Origin of the sequence: Ramlibacter henchirensis (assembly GCF_004682015.1) — a bacterium.
In the GTDB taxonomy this organism is placed as follows: Bacteria; Pseudomonadota; Gammaproteobacteria; order Burkholderiales; family Burkholderiaceae_C; genus Ramlibacter; species Ramlibacter henchirensis.
Window position 1 is genome coordinate 686,824 of the sequence record NZ_SMLM01000002.1, and the last position, 15,584, is coordinate 702,407.

The window sequence follows — 15,584 nt, forward strand, 5'->3', positions numbered from 1 at the left end:
ATGAACGCAAGAGACCCGAATCCGCCGGCCGAACTGGCCGAACCCGTGCTGGGGCCGGTGAGCCGCAGCGGCATTCCCGTGCCTACCGCCGTCGACGCGAGCGCCGTCAAGCCCGAGAACATCGGCAAGCCCGGCGAATACCCGTTCACGCGCGGCATCTTCCCCGACGGCTACCAGGGCCGGCTGTGGACCATCCGCCAGTACTCCGGCTTCGGCACCGCGGAGGAATCGAACGAGCGCTACAAGTTCCTGCTGCAGCAGGGCCAGACCGGCCTGTCGGTGGCGCTGGACCTGCCCACGCAGTGCGGCTTCGATCCCACCCACCCCATGGCCCGGCCGGAGATCGGCAAGGTCGGCGTGTCGCTGTCCAACCTGAGCGAGGCCGAGATCCTGTTCAAGGACCTGGACCTCTCGAAGATCTCGACCTCGTTCACGATCAACGGCACGGCCGCGATCATCTACGCGATGTACCTGGCCGTGGCCGACAAGCAGGGCGTTCCGCGCAGCAAGCTCACCGGCACGATCCAGAACGACATCCTCAAGGAGTACGTGGCGCGCGGCACCTGGATCTTCCCGGTGCGGCCGTCGATGCGCCTGATCGCCGACTCGATCCTGTACTCCAACGACGTCACGCCGCGCTTCAACCCGATCAGCATCGCGGGCGCGCACGTGCGCGACGCGGGCGCGACCGCCGCCGAGGAGATGGCGTACACGCTGGCCAACGGGCTGGCGTACGTGGAGGAGTTGAAGCGCCGCGGCGGCGACGTCGAGAAGTTCGCCAAGCGGCTCTCGTTCTTCTTCTACGTGCACATGGACTTCTTCGACGAGATCGCGAAGTTCCGCGCCGGCCGGCGCCTGTGGGCGCGCTTCATGAAGGAGCGCTACGGCGCCAACGATCCGAAGGCGCAGCACTTCCGCTTCGGCGTGGTGTGCGGCGGCTCCTCGCTGGTCGCGCCGCAGCCGTACAACAACGTGGTGCGGGTCGCGGTGGAAACCATGGCGGCGGTGTTCGGCGGCGCGCAGTCGATCTTCACCTGCGCATTCGACGAAGCCTTCCAGATCCCCACCGAGTTCTCGGCGGAGCTGGCGGTGCGCACGCAGCAGATGATCGCCTTCGAATCGGGCATCGGGCGCACGGTCGACCCGCTGGGCGGCAGCTACTTCCTGGAGCAGCACACCGATCGCATGGAGGAGGCCATCCTCAAGGTGATGAACGAGATCGACGCCTACGGCGGCGTGACCCCGGCCATCGAGGACGGCTGGATCCAGCTGCGCCTGGCCGAGCGCGGGCTGGAGCGCAAGCTGGACACCGACTCGGGCAAGAACGTGATCGTCGGCCAGAACCACTTCCGCAAGGAGGGCGAGCAGATCGGCGTCCGCGAGATCTTCAAGCTTGACCCGACCGTGGCGCAGCGGGCCCTGGAGAAGTTCCAGCGCGTGCTGGACACGCGCAGCCAGTCGGCGGTGGATGCGTCCCTCGCGAAGCTGGCAACCGCGGCCGCGAAGGACAGCGAGAACGTGATGCCTTACCTGGTGGACTGCTGCCATGCGTACGCGACGGTGGGCGAGATGGTCGCGTGCCTGAAGAAGGAATGGGGCGAATTCAAGGAGCCGGTGAACCTATGAACGATGTGAAGGAAGCCAGGCCTCTGGCGGGCAAGCGGATCCTGGTGGGCAAGCCGGGCCTGGATGGCCACGACATCGGCGCCAAGATCGTCGCGCTCACGCTGCGCGACGCCGGCGCCGAGGTGATCTACACAGGCCTGCGCCGCAGCCCCGCGCAGATCGCGCAGGTGGCTGTCGACGAGGGCGTGGACGCGGTCGGCCTCTCGATCCTCTCGGGCAGCCACAAGGAGCTGGTCGGCGACGTCATCTCCGAGCTGCGCGCGCACAAGGCGGGCGACGTGAAGGTGTTCGTCGGCGGCACGATCCCCGGCGAGGACCACGCCGCGCTGCGCGAACTGGGCGTGGCGGCCGTCTTCACCGCCGACATGCCGCTGGACAGGGTCGTCTCGCAACTGGCGGCGGAGCTGGCATGAAGGGCAACGGGCCGCTGGCCGGCATCCGCATCATCGAGGTCGGCCACATGCTGGCAGGACCTTACTGCGGGCTGCTGCTGGCCGACATGGGAGCCGAGCTGATCAAGGTGGAGCCGCCCGAAGGCGACATCGCACGCAAGGTCAGCCCGCATTTCATCGGCCCGCACAACGCCTACTTCGCGAGCCTGAACCGCAACAAGAAAAGCGTGGTGCTGGACCTGGCGAGCAGCGAGGGCCGCGCCCAGCTGCAATCGCTCGCGGCGACGTCCCATGCGCTGATCACCAACCTGCGGCCGTCGGCGATCAAGAAGCTCGGGCTCACCTACGCCAGCCTGAAGGAATGCAACCCGAAGATCGTTTGCGTTGCGCTCACCGGCTATGGCCTCGAAGGCCCCTACTCCGAGGCGCCGGCCTACGACTACGTGATCCAGGCATTGACGGGCGTGATGGCATTGACGGGCGATCCGTCTTCGCCGCCGACCAAGGCGGGCTACTCGGCCGTCGACAACTCGGCGGGCATCATGGCCGCCATGGGCCTGCTGGCCAAGATCGTCGAAGGCCGCGGCGGCCAGGTCGACGTCGCCATGTACGACGTGATGATGTCGCAGCTGAACTACCTGGCGGGCGCGTCGCTCAATGCGGGCGAGACGGTGGAGCGGCTGGCCAACTCCTCCCATCCGTACATGGTGCCGGCGCAGATCTTCCCGACGAAGGATGGCTGGCTGACGCTGTTCATCACGCACGACAAGTTCTGGCAGAAGTTCTGCACCGAGATCGGCCGGCCCGAGTGGGCGAGCGATCCGGTGTTCGCCACCATGGCGGCGCGCCGCGAGAACCGCTCGCGCGTGCTGGCGGCCATCGGCGAAGTGCTGATGCAGGCCGGCGCCGCCGAATGGGTGCGACGCCTGGCGCCGCTGGGCATCGTGGTCTCCGAAGTGGGAACCCTGGCGCAGGCGCTCGAAGGCGACCTCGCGAAGTCGCGCGACCTGGTGGTCCCGCTGGGCGACGCGAAGTCGGGACTGCGCGCTGTGGGCGCGCCGGTGAAGTTCGACGGGTTCTCGCCCGGCTACGGGATGCCGCCGCTGCTGGACGAGCATCACCAGGAAGTGCTGGGGAAGGCGATCGCGTGAGCAAGCCGCCGCTGGACCGCCACGCCCTGGGCCGGCGCCTCTCCAAACTGGCGAACGCCAGCACGGCGGACCTGGTGCAGCTGCAGCGGCTGGAGCCCTGCGCGAATCCGGCCCGGCGCATCGGCCTGACGGGCCCGCCGGGCGCGGGCAAGAGCACGCTGGCGGGACACCTCGCGTTGCATCGCGGCCGAGACCGGCGGCTCGGAGTGCTCGCCGTGGACCCGAGCAGCCCCAAGTCCGGCGGCGCCATCCTGGGCGACCGCATCCGCATGGACGAACTGGCCGGCAGCTCCGAGATCTACATCCGCTCGATCGGATCGCGCTCCGCGAGCGACGGACTCTCGGACAACCTGCCCGAGATGCTGGACGTGATGGACGAGTTCGGCTTCGACGAGGTGCTGCTCGAAACGGTGGGCGTGGGCCAGGCCGAGTACGCCGCGCGCGCGCAAGTGGACACGCTCGCGCTCGTGCTGCTGCCCGAAAGCGGCGACGTGGTGCAGGCGATGAAGGCCGGCATCATGGAGATGGCCGACATCTTCGTCGTCAACAAGTCCGACCTGCCCGCGGCGCAGAAGATGGCCACGGACATCCAGCGCATCAGCGCCCTTTCGCGCCGCCCCGAAGATGCGTGGCGGCCGCCCGTGCTGCTGGTGTCGTCGATGAAACCGGAGACCGTGTCAGCGCTGTCGGCGGCGATCGACCGGCACCAGGCCTGGCTGGCCGAGTCCGACAGGCGCGCGGCGCTGCTGCAGGCTCGCGCGCGCTATCGCCTGCGGCGGCTGATCGAGCGACGCGCGGCCGACGCGGTCGCATCGCTCGATGCGAAGACGCTCGAGGCGCCGCTGGAGCAGCAGCTCGAACAAGCCTTGCAGGAGATCCGCAGGCTCTCCACGACCCACTGACAACAGGAGACAAGACCATGCTCAAGCAGATCCGCCGCTGGGCCGCGCTCTTCGCGCTGGCCTCCTTCGCGCTCGCCGGCCACGCGCAGGAGTTTCCCAACAAGCCGGTGAAGATCCTGGTGCCGCAGACGCCGGGTGGCGCTTCGGACTCGCTGGCGCGCATCGTGGCGCAGAAGCTGGCCGAGAAATGGGGCCAGCCCGTGGTCGTGGAGAACCGTGCCGGGGCCGGCGGCAACGTGGGCATGGAGGTCGTGGCCAATTCGCCGGCGGACGGCTACACGCTCCTCATGAGTTACGTGGGCACGCACGCGATCAACGGCTCGCTCTACAAGAAGCTGCCCTTCGATCCGGAAAAGGACTTCGCGCCGGTCGCCACGCTCGCCACGCTTCCGTTCGTCGTGGTCGTCAAGTCGGATGCGCCGTTCAAGACCCTCCCGGAACTGGTCGCGGCGGCGAAGAAGAGCCAGCTCACCTACGGCTCCGCGGGCAACGGTTCGGTGAACCACCTGCTGGGCGAGATGTTCAACGCGGCTGCGGGCGTGAAGCTGGTGCACGTGCCTTACCGCGGCGCGGCGCCCGCCATGCAGGACCTGATGGGCGGACAGATCAACGTCGTGTTCACCAGCCTGCCCTCGGTTTCGGGCCACATCAAGCAGGGCACGCTGCATCCCATCGCGGTCACCAGCGCCAAACGCGCAGGCTCGTTCGCGAACATCCCGACCATCGCCGAATCCGGCTTCAAGGATTTCGACGTCAACCCCTGGTTCGGGCTGTTCGCGCCGGCCAAGGTGCCGCCGCAGGTGGTCCGCAAGATCAACGCCGACGTGAACGAAGTGCTCAAGTCAAAGGATGTGGTCGACAAGTTCTCCGCCCAGGGCGCCGAGCCCTACATCACCGACCCGCAGCAGTTCGCCGGCGTGCTCAAGGCGGATATCGCCAAATGGAGCCAGGTGGTCAAGGCGTCCGGCGCGTCCGTCGACTGAAGGCCCGAGATGAGCCCCTCCAAGGTCTACCTGAAGGTCAACCGCGTGGCGGCCGAGATCGTGGCCCAGGCGCGCGAGGTCACCGTGGCCGACGTGCACGAAGCCATGGGCCCGCCCGGCCGCGCGGCGCTGATGTCGGCGCGGATGCGCCCGCTCAAGGATGGCCAGAAGATCGCCGGGCCGGCCGTCACGGCGTTCTGCTGGCCCGGCGACAACCTGATGATGCACCGCGCGCTGTACCTCTCGCAGCCCGGCGACGTGCTGGTGGTCGTCTGCCAGGCCGAGCTGTCGGGCGCGCAATGGGGCGACCTCGCCACCCGCTACGCGTTGCAGAAGGGCCTGGCCGGCGTCGTGGTCCAGGGCTGCGCGCGCGATGTCGACCAGGTGCGCGCGCTAGGCCTGCCGGTGTGGTCCACCCACATCTGGCCGATCCATCCCGACAAGTCGGGACACGGATTCGTGAACGCGCCGGTGGTGTGCGAAGGCGTGAACGTGCGACCGGGCGACCTGATCATCGCGGACGGCGACGGCGTCATCTGCGTGCCGCGCGGCGAGGCCTCGCGCGTCGTCTCCGCGGCGCAAGGGAAGATGCGCAAGGAAGACGAGGCCGCGGAGAAGGTGCGCGCCGGGGCTGCCGTGTGGGACCTGAGCGGCGCCGCCGAGATCTATGCGCGCATGCAGGTCGAAGAGATCGACGGCGCCTACGACGACTGAATGACGCCGCGTCCCACCGGCGCCTGGACCGCGCTGGCCATCACGCTAGCCGTGCAGGCCCTGGTGTCGATGGCGGTCCTCACCGTCCCGGCGATGGCGCCGGCCATGGCGCAGTCGCTCGGCGTGTCGGCCACGCTGATCGGCGCGTACATCGCGGTCGTCTACAGCGGCGCCATGATCGCGAGCCTGATGGCCGGGCCGCTGGTTGTGCGCTTCGGCGCGATCCGCATCAGCCAGCTCGGGCTCGTGGTCTGCGCCGCGGGGCTCGCCCTGCTCGCGCTCACGCCCGCACTCCCCGCCGCGTTCATCGGCGCGTTCCTCATCGGCGTCGGCTACGGGCCCATCACGCCCGCCAGTTCGCACCTGCTGGCCAGGACCACCCCCGCCCATCGCGCGTCCCTGGTCTTTTCCATCAAGCAGTCCGGCGTGCCGCTGGGCGGCGTGATGGCGGGCGCGTTCGTTCCGGCCCTGCTCATCGCCGGCGGCACCGAAGCTGCCCTGCTGGCCGTGGCCGCAGGCAACCTGGTGTGCGCCCTCATCGCCGAACCGATGCGGCCGCCGCTCGATGCGGACCGGGAGCCGGGGCGCCCCCTGAGCTTCACGAGCCTGGTCGGGCCGTTGCGCCTGGTCGCGTCGCATGCGGACCTGGCGCGCCTGGCCTCGTATTCGTTCATCTTCTCCGCCGTGCAGATGTGCCTGGCCACGTACCTCGTGACCTACCTGCATTCGGCGCTGGGCTTTGGCCTGGTGGCGGCCGGCGCGGTCCTTTCGACGGCGCAGGTCGGCGGCGTCATCGGCCGGATCGTGTGGGGCTACATCGCGGACCGTTGGCTCGCTCCCCGCCTCATGCTGGCGGTGCTGGCCGGCCTGATGGCCCTGTGCTGCGGTGCCACCGCCGCCCTGCAGGCCGGCAGCCCCATGCCGCTGCTGCTCGCGCTGATGGTGGTGTTCGGTGCTTCGGCGACGGGCTGGAACGGCGTCTACCTCGCCGAAGTCGCCCGGCTCGCACCGGCAGGCCATGCGAGCGCGGCCACGGGCGGCTCGCTCGCGGTGACGTTCCTGGGCGTGGTGCTCGGGCCGGTGCTGTTCGGCCTGTTGTCGGGCGCATTCGACAGCTACCGCGCCGGCTACCTCGCATTGGCGCTCCCCGCGGCCTGGTGCGGCTGGCAGCTGGTTCGCCACGCACGACGCGTCGTGACTGCCTGACCGCAGGTCTCACCGGCTGCGCTAGGCGCCCAGGATGGTTTCGAACCGCGCCGCAGCTGCCAGGAGCTGCGCGTCATCGCCGCACGTGCCGGCCAACTGCAAGCCGACGGGCAGGCCCAACTGGGTGCGGCCGCACGGAACGGTGATGGCGGGCATCCCGGTGAGGTTGAACGGCAGCGTGCAGCGCGTCAGTGCCGGATGGATGGGAAAGGTGCCTGCGCCGATCTCCACCGTCGGACCCGGCTCGGGCGCGGGCGTGACGACCGCCGGCGTGATCAGGACATCGGCGCCCTTTTGCAACGGGGCGTGCAGCGACGAGCGCAGCGTGCCGCGCAACCGCTGCGCCTTGATGTAGTCCACCGCGCGAAGGAACTGGCCGGTCTCCAGCCGCACGCGGACCTCGTCGCCGAGACCTTCCGGACGGCGAAGCCCCCTGTCCATGTGGACCTGCGCGGCTTCGGCGCAGATGGTGAAGAACTGCAGGGTGGGCGCCAGTTCAACCGCGTCGACAGCGCCTGCGTCGATGGACACGCCCGCGCGTCGAAGCTTGTCGAGGGCGGCCTCGTAGATCTCCCGCACTTCCGGATCGATGGGATCCAGGAAGTAGTTCGACACGGCGAACGCCCGCAGGTCCGCGGCAGCCGGGCGCGCAAGCGCTCCTTCGGGCAGGCCCGCCATGATCTCGGTCAGCAGCACATGGTCCAGCGCCGACTTGGCGAAGGTGCCGACGTGGTCGAGCGACCATGCCAGCGGCAGCACGCCTTCCAGCGGGATCAGGCCGAAGCTGGACTTGAAGCCGGAGATGCCGCACAGCGCTGCCGGCATGCGCACCGAGCCGGCCGTGTCGGTGCCCAATGCGATGTCGGCCATGCCGGTGGCCACGGCGACGGCCGATCCGCCGCTGGATCCGCCCGCAAGGCGCTCGCCACGTCCGGGATGCCGCACACGGCCATCGTGCGGGTTGTCGGTCGTCGCGCCGTAGGCCAGTTCGTGCATGGTCGTCATGCCGACCACGATCGCATCCTCGCGTTGCAGCCGCTGCACGCATTCGGCGCTGGATGCGGGCCGTTGCACAGGAAGGGATCGGGTACCGAACGTCAGGGGCATGCCCGCGACTGCAAGGCAATCCTTCACCGCCACCAGCACGCCCGCCAGGCGGCCCACCCGCTCGCCGCGTGCGGCGCGATCCCGGAGCGCCCTGGCCTGCTCGATCGCGCCCATCGCATCGACATGGCGCATGGCGTTGAGCGCGGCGCCCGCGTCGGTCGCAGCCAGCGCCGCTTCGACGCGAGCGACGGGATCGGTCCGTCCGCGGCTCACATCCTGCGCCAACCGGTACAGGCTGCCTGAATGCGGCGCCGTGCCCGCCGGCAATGCACCTGCGGTGGCAGGCCCGATCGGCGGGCAGTCGTCGCCGGTGTCCGCGTTGGCCAGCCGCTGCAAATCCGGCAGCGCAGAGGCCAATCGTTGCGACCACAGCGGCGCGCGGTCCGCATGGGGCGTCCCGAAGACTGCTGCGGCCGCGTTAACGTAGGCCTCGATCTGATCTGTCACGGTCGGCCCCTCATGCCATCCCGTGCCGCTTACCTGGCCGCAACGTGCAGCAGGTCCTTCGACGCCAGCGGGCCAGTGAGCATGCCGTGCTTGCGCATCAGCGCCAGCGACGCATCCACGGACCTGGGATCCACCGTCTTCTTGAAAGGCGCGACGTGCAGCTTCTTGAGCCGATCCTCCGGCAGCTTCGTGAAGCTGGCGATCAGCTTGACCCATTCCGGCGAGCCGGCGTTGGAGTTCATCCAGTCGATGCCCTTGTCCAGTCCGCGCACGAACGCGTCGATCGTCTTCGGGTTGGACTTGATGAAGGACTCCGTTGCGACGTACTGCGAGATCGACATGCCCTTCTGCACGCTGTGGAAGGGCCAGCCCACGAGTTCCAGCGCTCCGCTGTCGATGCCGGTGGACAGGAACGGGTCGACCAGCACGCCGGCATCGACCTGCCCGCCCTTGATCGCGTCCGTCATCTGGGGAAACGGCACCTCCACGTAGGTCACGCGGGACGGGTCACCTCCGGTGGCCTCGACCCAGGCGCGCGAATACAGCCAGATGACGTTGGAACGGTTGTTCACCGCGACGCGCTTGCCCTCGAGGTCCTTGCCGGTCTTGAAGCCCTTGCCCCGGGCTGCCACCAGCGCCGTGCCCTCCGGCGGCGCATCCGGTGCGTTGGCTGCGGGCGCGATGATCTTGAACCCGAGACCCTGGGCCGCGCCCAGGGCCGTGGAGACGATGTTGCTGAAGGCCACCTGCACCTGGCCCGCCGCCAATGCAGGCAGCCCCACCGCGCCGCCGGCGGTCGGCGTCAGGTCGACCTCGAGCCCTTCCGCGGCGAAGAAGCCCTTCTGGATCGCCGCATGCAGCGCGGCCGTGTCGATGATGGGCACGACGCTGGCACGGATCTTCACCGGCGCCTGCGCCAGCGCGGCCAGCGGGCTGAGTCCGGCCACGGCGGCGGACGCGGCGACGCGATGGAACTGGCGGCGGGAAAGAAGGCTCATGCAGGTCTCCGTGCTTTGGAACCGGGGCTGCGAGTGTTGCGGCCCCGAGCCTTCGAAGCCAGCGAAATTTGCGCGATGCGCAGAAAACGTAGCCCTTTGGAGCCAAGTTGGCCGTGGATCGCCTGAGCGCCTCAGATCGCGTAGATCACACCCGCCGCACCCGCCACGACCAGGCTTCCCGCCCAGACGACGTCGAGGTTCAACCACGCCCGCCGCAGGAAACCAAGGCCCAGGTACCGGTAGACGGCCCAGGCGATGAGCAAGCCCGCCAGCAGCATCGCCACAGTATGCACGGTGGCCACCGCCAGCGCGGTGGCGACGTTCGACGACCCCAGCGCGCGAACGACGGTCGCATGGGCCGCGGCCGCCCTGCCATCGGCAGAGGACGGCTCGCAGAGCCCCAGCGTGAAGGGCAGCAGCATGAGCCCGGCGCCGTGCGCGGTCGCCATCCAGAACGACCACCAGGCCAGTTGCGTCGGGCGGATGCGCGCCAGCGCCCGCGGATGCCGCCGCTGCACGAGGCGGTAGATGCCGTAGAGCAGGACCAATGCGCCCGCGCCCAGCTGGATCGTGCGGCTCCAGGACACATAGCCCGCGAGCCAGGCGAACGGCACCAGCGCGACCGACATGGCTGCGAGGTGTCCGCCGCCCAGCGGCAGCAAGGTCGCGAAGACGGCGCGGTCCGCTTTCTCGGCAAGCCCGTTCGCGACCGCCAGCGGCCAACCCATCGCCGGGTTGAGGCCGTGGTAGATGCCGAGCGCGACGACGGTGAGCCAGAGCGCCGCGGTGCTGCTCAAGCCGAGGGGTAGCAGAAGGAATCGGTGGAACAGTCGCCGCCCTGCAGGCGGACCTGGTGCGCGCCGTAGCCGTCGCCGAACTCGACGTAGAAGTCCGGGTCGAGTTCGAGCCCGCCCTGCGGCGTGGTCCTGCACATCACCTGCACGCCCGGGATCCCGTCCGGATAGAACTGGCGGTCCCATGTGCTGTACAGGGAATTCGTGAAGAACACGCGGCGGCCGTCGCGGCTGATCTCGGTCATCTGCGGACCGCCGCCGAAGGCACGGCCATTGGGGTGCTTCTGGCGCCCGGCGATGCCGCCGAGGCGCACGCTTCCCGACAAGGTCGGCTTGAAGGGATCCGTGACGTCGTACTGCCGCAGTTCGCCGGTGCCCCAGCAGGCCACGTACAGGAAACGGTCGTCCATCGACAGGTCGATGTCGCTGATGAGAGGCGGAACGGCCGCGAAGCCCTTGAGCAGGTCGGGCAGTTGCGAGGGGTCCGCCGGCTCGGGCGGCACGGTCGCGGTCTTGCGCGCGTGGAACTTCCCGCCTTCGCGCCACCAGGTCCAGATCGACGCCTCCAGGTTGGTCGTGTCGACGACGACGCCGACGAAACCGTAGTCGCGGCTCGGGTCGTGCGCTGGCCGGATCTCCAGCACCATCTGGTGGTTGGCGCCCAGGTCGATCGTCTGCACGTGGCGACGGTCGCGCAGCTGCCAGAAATGCAGGCTGTGGCCGTACTTGTTGCCCAGCAGGTCCTCGGCGACGATGCCGTTTTCGAACTGCGGCGGCAGGGCCCACTCGCTCGACACCATGTAGTCGCGCGGCAGGTTCCACCAGAAGTCGTAGTGCAGCTGCTGCGGCCCGCGGTCGATCTCCCACCGGCCCAGCACCTCGAAGGTCTGGCAGTCCATGACGAAGATCCCCGGCGGGCCGAGCGTGCCGCTGGTTCCGCCGCCGCCGAGCGTGCTGACGTAGATGCCTTCCGGGCCGCAGTGCACCGTGTGCGGACGTGAATACCCCGTCTTGCTGCGGATCTCATCCGGCTCGATCGTCTTGACCAGCCTGGGCTGCCGCGGGTCCGGCTCGGTGTCGAACACGTACATGCGCGACGAGCGCATGCCGGGCACGACCAGGTAGCGCCGCTTCACGAACGCATTGCACGAGAGAGGCGACAGGGCCGAGCTGCACGCGTTCCATCCGAAATGGTGGAGCTCGTCGCCGCGGTTCGGCAGTTCGACACGGTTCAGCACCGTTCCGTACGTGGCGGAACGCTCGTCGACGTCGACCACCGCCAGCGCGTCGGGTCGCGAGCGGTCGGACGACAGCAGGGCCGTGTACGCGAGGTGTTCCGGTTCCGCCTGCATGGCAAGGCGGGGCGATGGATGGAAGGTCGGGTCCGGTCGCACGTTCTCCATGGCGCACCTCCTTGCGTGGCGACGCGAACCGTAGTCCGCGAACCCCAGAAGTCAAGGCGCTCCGCTGGAGGGTCACCGGCATCGGCTGAGGTGGAGCCGGCGGGCGAGCGTGCTGATGACTACCATTCGAAGGATGAGTGCCCAGGCCGATTTCGCAGCGTATTGCACGGAGCTGCTGGCGCCTGCCGGTGAAGTGCGCTGCAAGCGCATGTTCGGTGGGTACGGCCTGTATGTCGACGACGTGTTCGTCGCGATCATCGCGGGCGACGCGCTGTACCTCAAGGCCGACGAACAGACCCGGCCTCGCTTCGAGGCGGCGGGCGGCCACCGGTTCGAGTACAGGCGGCAGGGAAAGCTGCAGGGCCTGGCATTCTGGACCGCGCCGGCCGAGGCGATGGATTCGCCGGCGCTCATGCGGCCTTGGGTGCAGCTCGCGCTGGATGCCGCGCTTCGCGCGCGCTGGGATCGTCGGCGGCGGCGTTGAGACGCTCCGCGGCGACGCCGTCCCAACTGAGGTACTTGATTTCGAGGAATTCCTCGATGCCGTACTGCGAGCCTTCGCGGCCCAGGCCGCTTTGCTTCACGCCGCCGAACGGCGCCACCTCATTGGAGATCAGGCCGCAGTTGATGCCGACCATCCCCGATTCCAGCGCTTCGGCAATACGCCAGATCCGGGAGTGATCGCGGCTGTACAGGTACGCCGCGAGCCCGAACTCTGTGTCGTTCGCCATCGCGACGACCTCGGCCTCGGTGTGGAAGCGGAACAGCGGCGCGACGGGACCGAAGGTCTCCTCGCAGGAAATCGCCATGCCCGGCTTCACATCGACCAGCACCGTGGGCTCGAAGAAGAAGCCGCCAAGCCTATGGCGCTTACCGCCGCAGATCACCCTGGCGCCGCCCCGCAGTGCGTTCTCCAGGTGGGATTCCACCTTCGCGACAGCCGCGTCGTCGATCAGTGGCCCCTGCTGAACGCCAGCTTCCAGGCCATCGCCGACCTTCAATTGCCGCACGCGCACCGCAAGCTTCTGCGCGAACGCGTCGTAGATGCCGTTCTGGACAAGTACCCGGTTCGCGCTGATGCAGGCTTGGCCGGTATTGCGGAATTTGCAGGCGATCAAGCCTTCGACGGCGGCATCGACGTCCGCATCGTCGAACACAATGAAGGGAGCATTGCCGCCCAGCTCCATCGAGCACTTCTTGATGGTCGCCGCCGATTGCTGCAGCAGCGTGCGCCCCACCTCGGTGGACCCGGTGAACGTCAACTTTCGAACGAGCGCGTGCGAGGTGAGCACGCCGCCGAGCGCCCGCGTGTCGTTGCCGGTGAGCACGTTGAACACGCCCGCTGGCACGCCGGCGCGCAACGCCAGTTCGGCCAAGGCGAGCGCCGTCATCGGCGTCTGGGTAGCCGGCTTCACGACCATCGAGCAACCCGCGGCCAGGGCCGGGCCCGCCTTGCGGGTGATCATGGCCGCCGGGAAGTTCCAGGGGGTGATCGCGGCGCACACGCCGATGGGCTGCTTGAGGACGACGATCCGCTGCGTGCTCCGGGGTGCAGGGATCACGTCGCCGCGAACGCGCTTCGCCTCTTCCGCAAACCACTGCAGAAAGGACGCGGCGTAGTCGATCTCGCCACGCGCTTCGGCGAGAGGCTTGCCCTGCTCCAGCGTGATGAGCGTCGCCAGGTCATCGCGGTGTTCCAGCGTGAGCTGGTACCAGCGATGGAGGACTTCCGACCGCTCCTTCGCGGTCCGTGCGCGCCAGAGCCGAAAGGCCCGATCGGCGGCTTCGATGGCCGCCACAGCTTCCGCCTCGTGGCAGCGTGGCAGTTCGACCAGCTTCTCGCGGGTGGCCGGGTTGTGCAGGGCGTAGTGACCATGCGGCGTGGACGTCAACCACTGCCCGTCTATGCAGGCGCCGGTCCGCCACAGCGCGGCGTCCTTCAGGAGATGCTTCATGCTCACTTGGCCTTGTACTGCTTGGTCAGGATGTAGGTGGCGAGGATGGACACCAGGAAGGTCACGGCGATCAGGATGAAGGCCATGGCGGCGCCGAAGGGCCAGTTCGATGCCACGGCGATCTGCTTGTAGAGCACGGGCGCCATCATCTTGAAACTGGGGCCACCGAGGAGGAATGGCGTGGCGTAGGCATTCATCGCGACGGTGAACACGAGGATCGCGCCAGCCGCGACGCCAGGCAGCGACAGGGGCAGCACGATCTTCAGGAATGCCACCGCGGGTGAGGCACCAAGGTTCTGCGCCGCGTCAGCCAACGTGAAGTCGATGCTCTCCAGCACGCCTTGCAGGGTGAGCACCATGAACGGCAGAAGCACACCCACCATGCCCAGATAGACCGCCAGCGGCGTGTACAGCAGCTCGATCGGCTGATCGATGACGCCGAGCGTCTGCAGCGAGACGTTGATGAAGCCTTGCCGCCCCAGCACCGCCATCCAGCCTGCGGCCCGCACCACGTTGCCGACGAGCAAGGGAAACAGCACCAGCACCACGAGCATGCTCTTCCAGCGGGAGCGGGTTCGCGCCAGGTGATAGGCCAGCGGAAAACCGAGCACCAGCGTCGTCAGTACGCAGAGTGTGGCAACACCGAAGGTAGTGGCGAGGACCGCCCGGTAATAGGGCTCGCTCGCGAAGCGGATGTAGTTCTCGAGCGTGAACGCCTCCGTCATCAGCTGCTGCGCGGTGAACCGGTTGAAGCTGTAGCGGAACAGCGTGACCAGCGGCACCACCAGCAGCAGCCCGACCACAAGAAGCGCCGGGCCGAGGCCCAGCGCCCGGGTAGGCAGGCCGGCTGCGCTGCGGGGAAACGACAGGACCAAGACTCCTTACCCCTTGAAGCGCTGGTTCCAAAAGTCCAGCATCTCGCTTGCCTTCGCCGCGTTGTGCGCGAAGTCGGGCTTCATGAAGCGCTCCCGTTCCTGGTCGGTGAAGCCGACCTTTGCCGCGACGTCGGGGGGCATGCCCGCATTCTTCGTGGTCGGCACCTGGCCCAGGCCGAGCGCCATCGAGCGCTGGATTTCCGGCAGCAGAGCCGCGCCGAGCACCTGGTGCGCCTCGCGCGGAAAGCCGGAGTTGCGCGTGACGGCCATCTCGAAGTTCACCGGGTAGGCCCCCTCCTTCGGCATTCCGTAGCGGACCGGCAGGCCAGCCTCCATCCACTGGTAGGCACGGCCCTTCCACATGATGGCCGCATTGATTTCGCCACTCTTGAACGCATTGCCCACCGCCTCGTTCGAGGAGTAGACGCGCATGCCCTGCTGCTTCAGTTTCATCAGCGCGTCGTAGCCAGGCGCGAAGTTGGAGGTGCTGCCGCCGTGGGCCACAGCGGCCATCGGGATCACCTTGTCGTAGGAGAGGTCGGCCAGGCCGACCTTGTATTCGGCGCGCCAGAGGTCGGCGATCGCCGTCGGCGCCTTCACCTTGTCGCTGTAGACCAGCACCAGGGCGCTGTACATCGTCGGCAGCGAATGCGGCTTGCGGAATTCCTCCAGCAGGTTGGCGTAGCCGGGTATCAGCGCGGGATCCAGCGGGCGCAGGGCATTGGCCTGGCTCATGAGGTAGACGTCTGAATCCACCAGGAACGTGATGTCCATCGCGTTCTGCGGCCGATTCAGCTGGGACAGCATCTTGGTCTTGCGGGCGGCGGGCGTGCCCACATCGAGCTTGACGTCGATGCTGTTGCCGTCCTTGACGGTCTTCACCATCTGCATCAGCAGCCGCTCGGTGTCGCCGCCCCACGTGCCAAGAACCACCGGGCCGCCGGCGGCGCGGCTCCACGGCGCCGCCACCGCGGCGCCGAAGCCCGCGGCAAACTGGAGGACCTGTCTTCTGGAGGGGGAGTGGATCATCG

General features: G+C 68.4%; 15 protein-coding genes. 8 read left to right on the plus strand and 7 right to left on the minus strand.

Annotated elements, in window-relative coordinates:
• From EZ313_RS16035 to EZ313_RS16065, 7 genes are read left to right on the plus strand one after another with little or no spacing between them, the layout of a single operon-like run.
• Positions 1-1,626 (plus strand): acyl-CoA mutase large subunit family protein, encoded by a 1,626-nt coding sequence (locus EZ313_RS16035; protein ID WP_135264279.1) that lies wholly within the window; start codon positions 1-3, stop codon positions 1,624-1,626.
• Positions 1,623-2,039: a cobalamin B12-binding domain-containing protein gene (locus EZ313_RS16040; RefSeq protein ID WP_135264280.1), complete on the plus strand. Its 417-nt coding sequence runs from the start codon at positions 1,623-1,625 to the stop codon at positions 2,037-2,039. The genes EZ313_RS16035 and EZ313_RS16040 overlap by 4 nt, the downstream gene beginning before the upstream one ends.
• Positions 2,036-3,169 carry a CaiB/BaiF CoA transferase family protein gene (locus EZ313_RS16045; RefSeq protein ID WP_135264281.1) on the plus strand — a complete coding sequence of 378 codons (1,134 nt, stop codon included), beginning with the start codon at positions 2,036-2,038 and terminating at the stop codon, positions 3,167-3,169. Before EZ313_RS16040 ends, EZ313_RS16045 begins: the two co-directional genes overlap by 4 nt.
• A complete protein-coding gene (locus EZ313_RS16050) occupies positions 3,166-4,071 on the plus strand; it encodes an ArgK/MeaB family GTPase (protein ID WP_135264282.1) in 906 nt (301 codons plus the stop codon). Before EZ313_RS16045 ends, EZ313_RS16050 begins: the two co-directional genes overlap by 4 nt.
• Before the next feature lie 17 nt (positions 4,072-4,088).
• Positions 4,089-5,054: a Bug family tripartite tricarboxylate transporter substrate binding protein gene (locus EZ313_RS16055; protein ID WP_135264283.1), complete on the plus strand. Its 966-nt coding sequence runs from the start codon at positions 4,089-4,091 to the stop codon at positions 5,052-5,054.
• A 9-nt stretch (positions 5,055-5,063) separates the two neighbouring features.
• Entirely contained in the window at positions 5,064-5,768 is a 705-nt protein-coding gene (locus tag EZ313_RS16060; RefSeq protein WP_135264284.1) for a 4-carboxy-4-hydroxy-2-oxoadipate aldolase/oxaloacetate decarboxylase, read from the plus strand.
• Entirely contained in the window at positions 5,769-6,974 is a 1,206-nt protein-coding gene (locus EZ313_RS16065) for an MFS transporter (protein ID WP_135264285.1), read from the plus strand.
• A gap of 21 nt (positions 6,975-6,995) precedes the next feature.
• On the opposite strand, the gene EZ313_RS16070 is transcribed toward EZ313_RS16065, so the two are convergent.
• The 4 genes from EZ313_RS16070 to EZ313_RS16085 form a co-directional block, all read right to left on the minus strand.
• Complete coding sequence (locus EZ313_RS16070) at positions 6,996-8,528, minus strand: amidase (RefSeq protein ID WP_167772610.1); 1,533 nt, start codon at positions 8,526-8,528, stop codon at positions 6,996-6,998.
• A gap of 29 nt (positions 8,529-8,557) precedes the next feature.
• Complete coding sequence (locus tag EZ313_RS16075; RefSeq protein ID WP_135264287.1) at positions 8,558-9,526, minus strand: ABC transporter substrate-binding protein; 969 nt, start codon at positions 9,524-9,526, stop codon at positions 8,558-8,560.
• Positions 9,527-9,657: 131 nt separating this feature from the next.
• Positions 9,658-10,323, minus strand: coding sequence for a hypothetical protein (locus EZ313_RS16080; protein WP_135264288.1), 666 nt, complete (start codon positions 10,321-10,323; stop codon positions 9,658-9,660).
• Positions 10,320-11,723 carry a selenium-binding protein SBP56-related protein gene (locus EZ313_RS16085; RefSeq protein ID WP_135264289.1) on the minus strand — a complete coding sequence of 468 codons (1,404 nt, stop codon included), beginning with the start codon at positions 11,721-11,723 and terminating at the stop codon, positions 10,320-10,322. The genes EZ313_RS16080 and EZ313_RS16085 overlap by 4 nt, the downstream gene beginning before the upstream one ends.
• 133 nt (positions 11,724-11,856) lie before the next feature.
• On the opposite strand from EZ313_RS16085, the gene EZ313_RS16090 reads away from it, so the two are divergent.
• Positions 11,857-12,207 (plus strand): TfoX/Sxy family protein, encoded by a 351-nt coding sequence (locus EZ313_RS16090; protein WP_135264290.1) that lies wholly within the window; start codon positions 11,857-11,859, stop codon positions 12,205-12,207.
• Here EZ313_RS16090 and EZ313_RS16095 read toward each other — a convergent pair.
• From EZ313_RS16095 to EZ313_RS16105, 3 genes are read right to left on the minus strand one after another with little or no spacing between them, the layout of a single operon-like run.
• Complete coding sequence (locus tag EZ313_RS16095; protein ID WP_135264291.1) at positions 12,134-13,678, minus strand: NAD-dependent succinate-semialdehyde dehydrogenase; 1,545 nt, start codon at positions 13,676-13,678, stop codon at positions 12,134-12,136. The two genes, EZ313_RS16090 and EZ313_RS16095, sit on opposite strands and share 74 nt — an antisense overlap.
• A 2-nt stretch (positions 13,679-13,680) precedes the next feature.
• Complete coding sequence (locus tag EZ313_RS16100; RefSeq protein WP_240788667.1) at positions 13,681-14,553, minus strand: ABC transporter permease; 873 nt, start codon at positions 14,551-14,553, stop codon at positions 13,681-13,683.
• Between the two features lie 6 nt (positions 14,554-14,559).
• Positions 14,560-15,582 (minus strand): ABC transporter substrate-binding protein, encoded by a 1,023-nt coding sequence (locus tag EZ313_RS16105; RefSeq protein WP_135264292.1) that lies wholly within the window; start codon positions 15,580-15,582, stop codon positions 14,560-14,562.
• Between the last annotated feature and the right edge of the window lie 2 nt (positions 15,583-15,584).

Coding starts and splice junctions, on each gene's coding strand:
- EZ313_RS16035 (WP_135264279.1), top strand. CDS start 1: ATGAACGCAAGAGACCCGAATCCGCCGGCCGAACTGGCCGAACCCGTG.
- EZ313_RS16040 (WP_135264280.1), top strand. CDS start 1,623: ATGAACGATGTGAAGGAAGCCAGGCCTCTGGCGGGCAAGCGGATCCTG.
- EZ313_RS16045 (WP_135264281.1), top strand. CDS start 2,036: ATGAAGGGCAACGGGCCGCTGGCCGGCATCCGCATCATCGAGGTCGGC.
- EZ313_RS16055 (WP_135264283.1), top strand. CDS start 4,089: ATGCTCAAGCAGATCCGCCGCTGGGCCGCGCTCTTCGCGCTGGCCTCC.
- EZ313_RS16060 (WP_135264284.1), top strand. CDS start 5,064: ATGAGCCCCTCCAAGGTCTACCTGAAGGTCAACCGCGTGGCGGCCGAG.
- EZ313_RS16065 (WP_135264285.1), top strand. CDS start 5,769: ATGACGCCGCGTCCCACCGGCGCCTGGACCGCGCTGGCCATCACGCTA.
- EZ313_RS16075 (WP_135264287.1), bottom strand. CDS start 9,526: ATGAGCCTTCTTTCCCGCCGCCAGTTCCATCGCGTCGCCGCGTCCGCC.
- EZ313_RS16085 (WP_135264289.1), bottom strand. CDS start 11,723: ATGGAGAACGTGCGACCGGACCCGACCTTCCATCCATCGCCCCGCCTT.
- EZ313_RS16090 (WP_135264290.1), top strand. CDS start 11,857: ATGAGTGCCCAGGCCGATTTCGCAGCGTATTGCACGGAGCTGCTGGCG.
- EZ313_RS16095 (WP_135264291.1), bottom strand. CDS start 13,678: ATGAAGCATCTCCTGAAGGACGCCGCGCTGTGGCGGACCGGCGCCTGC.
- EZ313_RS16105 (WP_135264292.1), bottom strand. CDS start 15,582: ATGATCCACTCCCCCTCCAGAAGACAGGTCCTCCAGTTTGCCGCGGGC.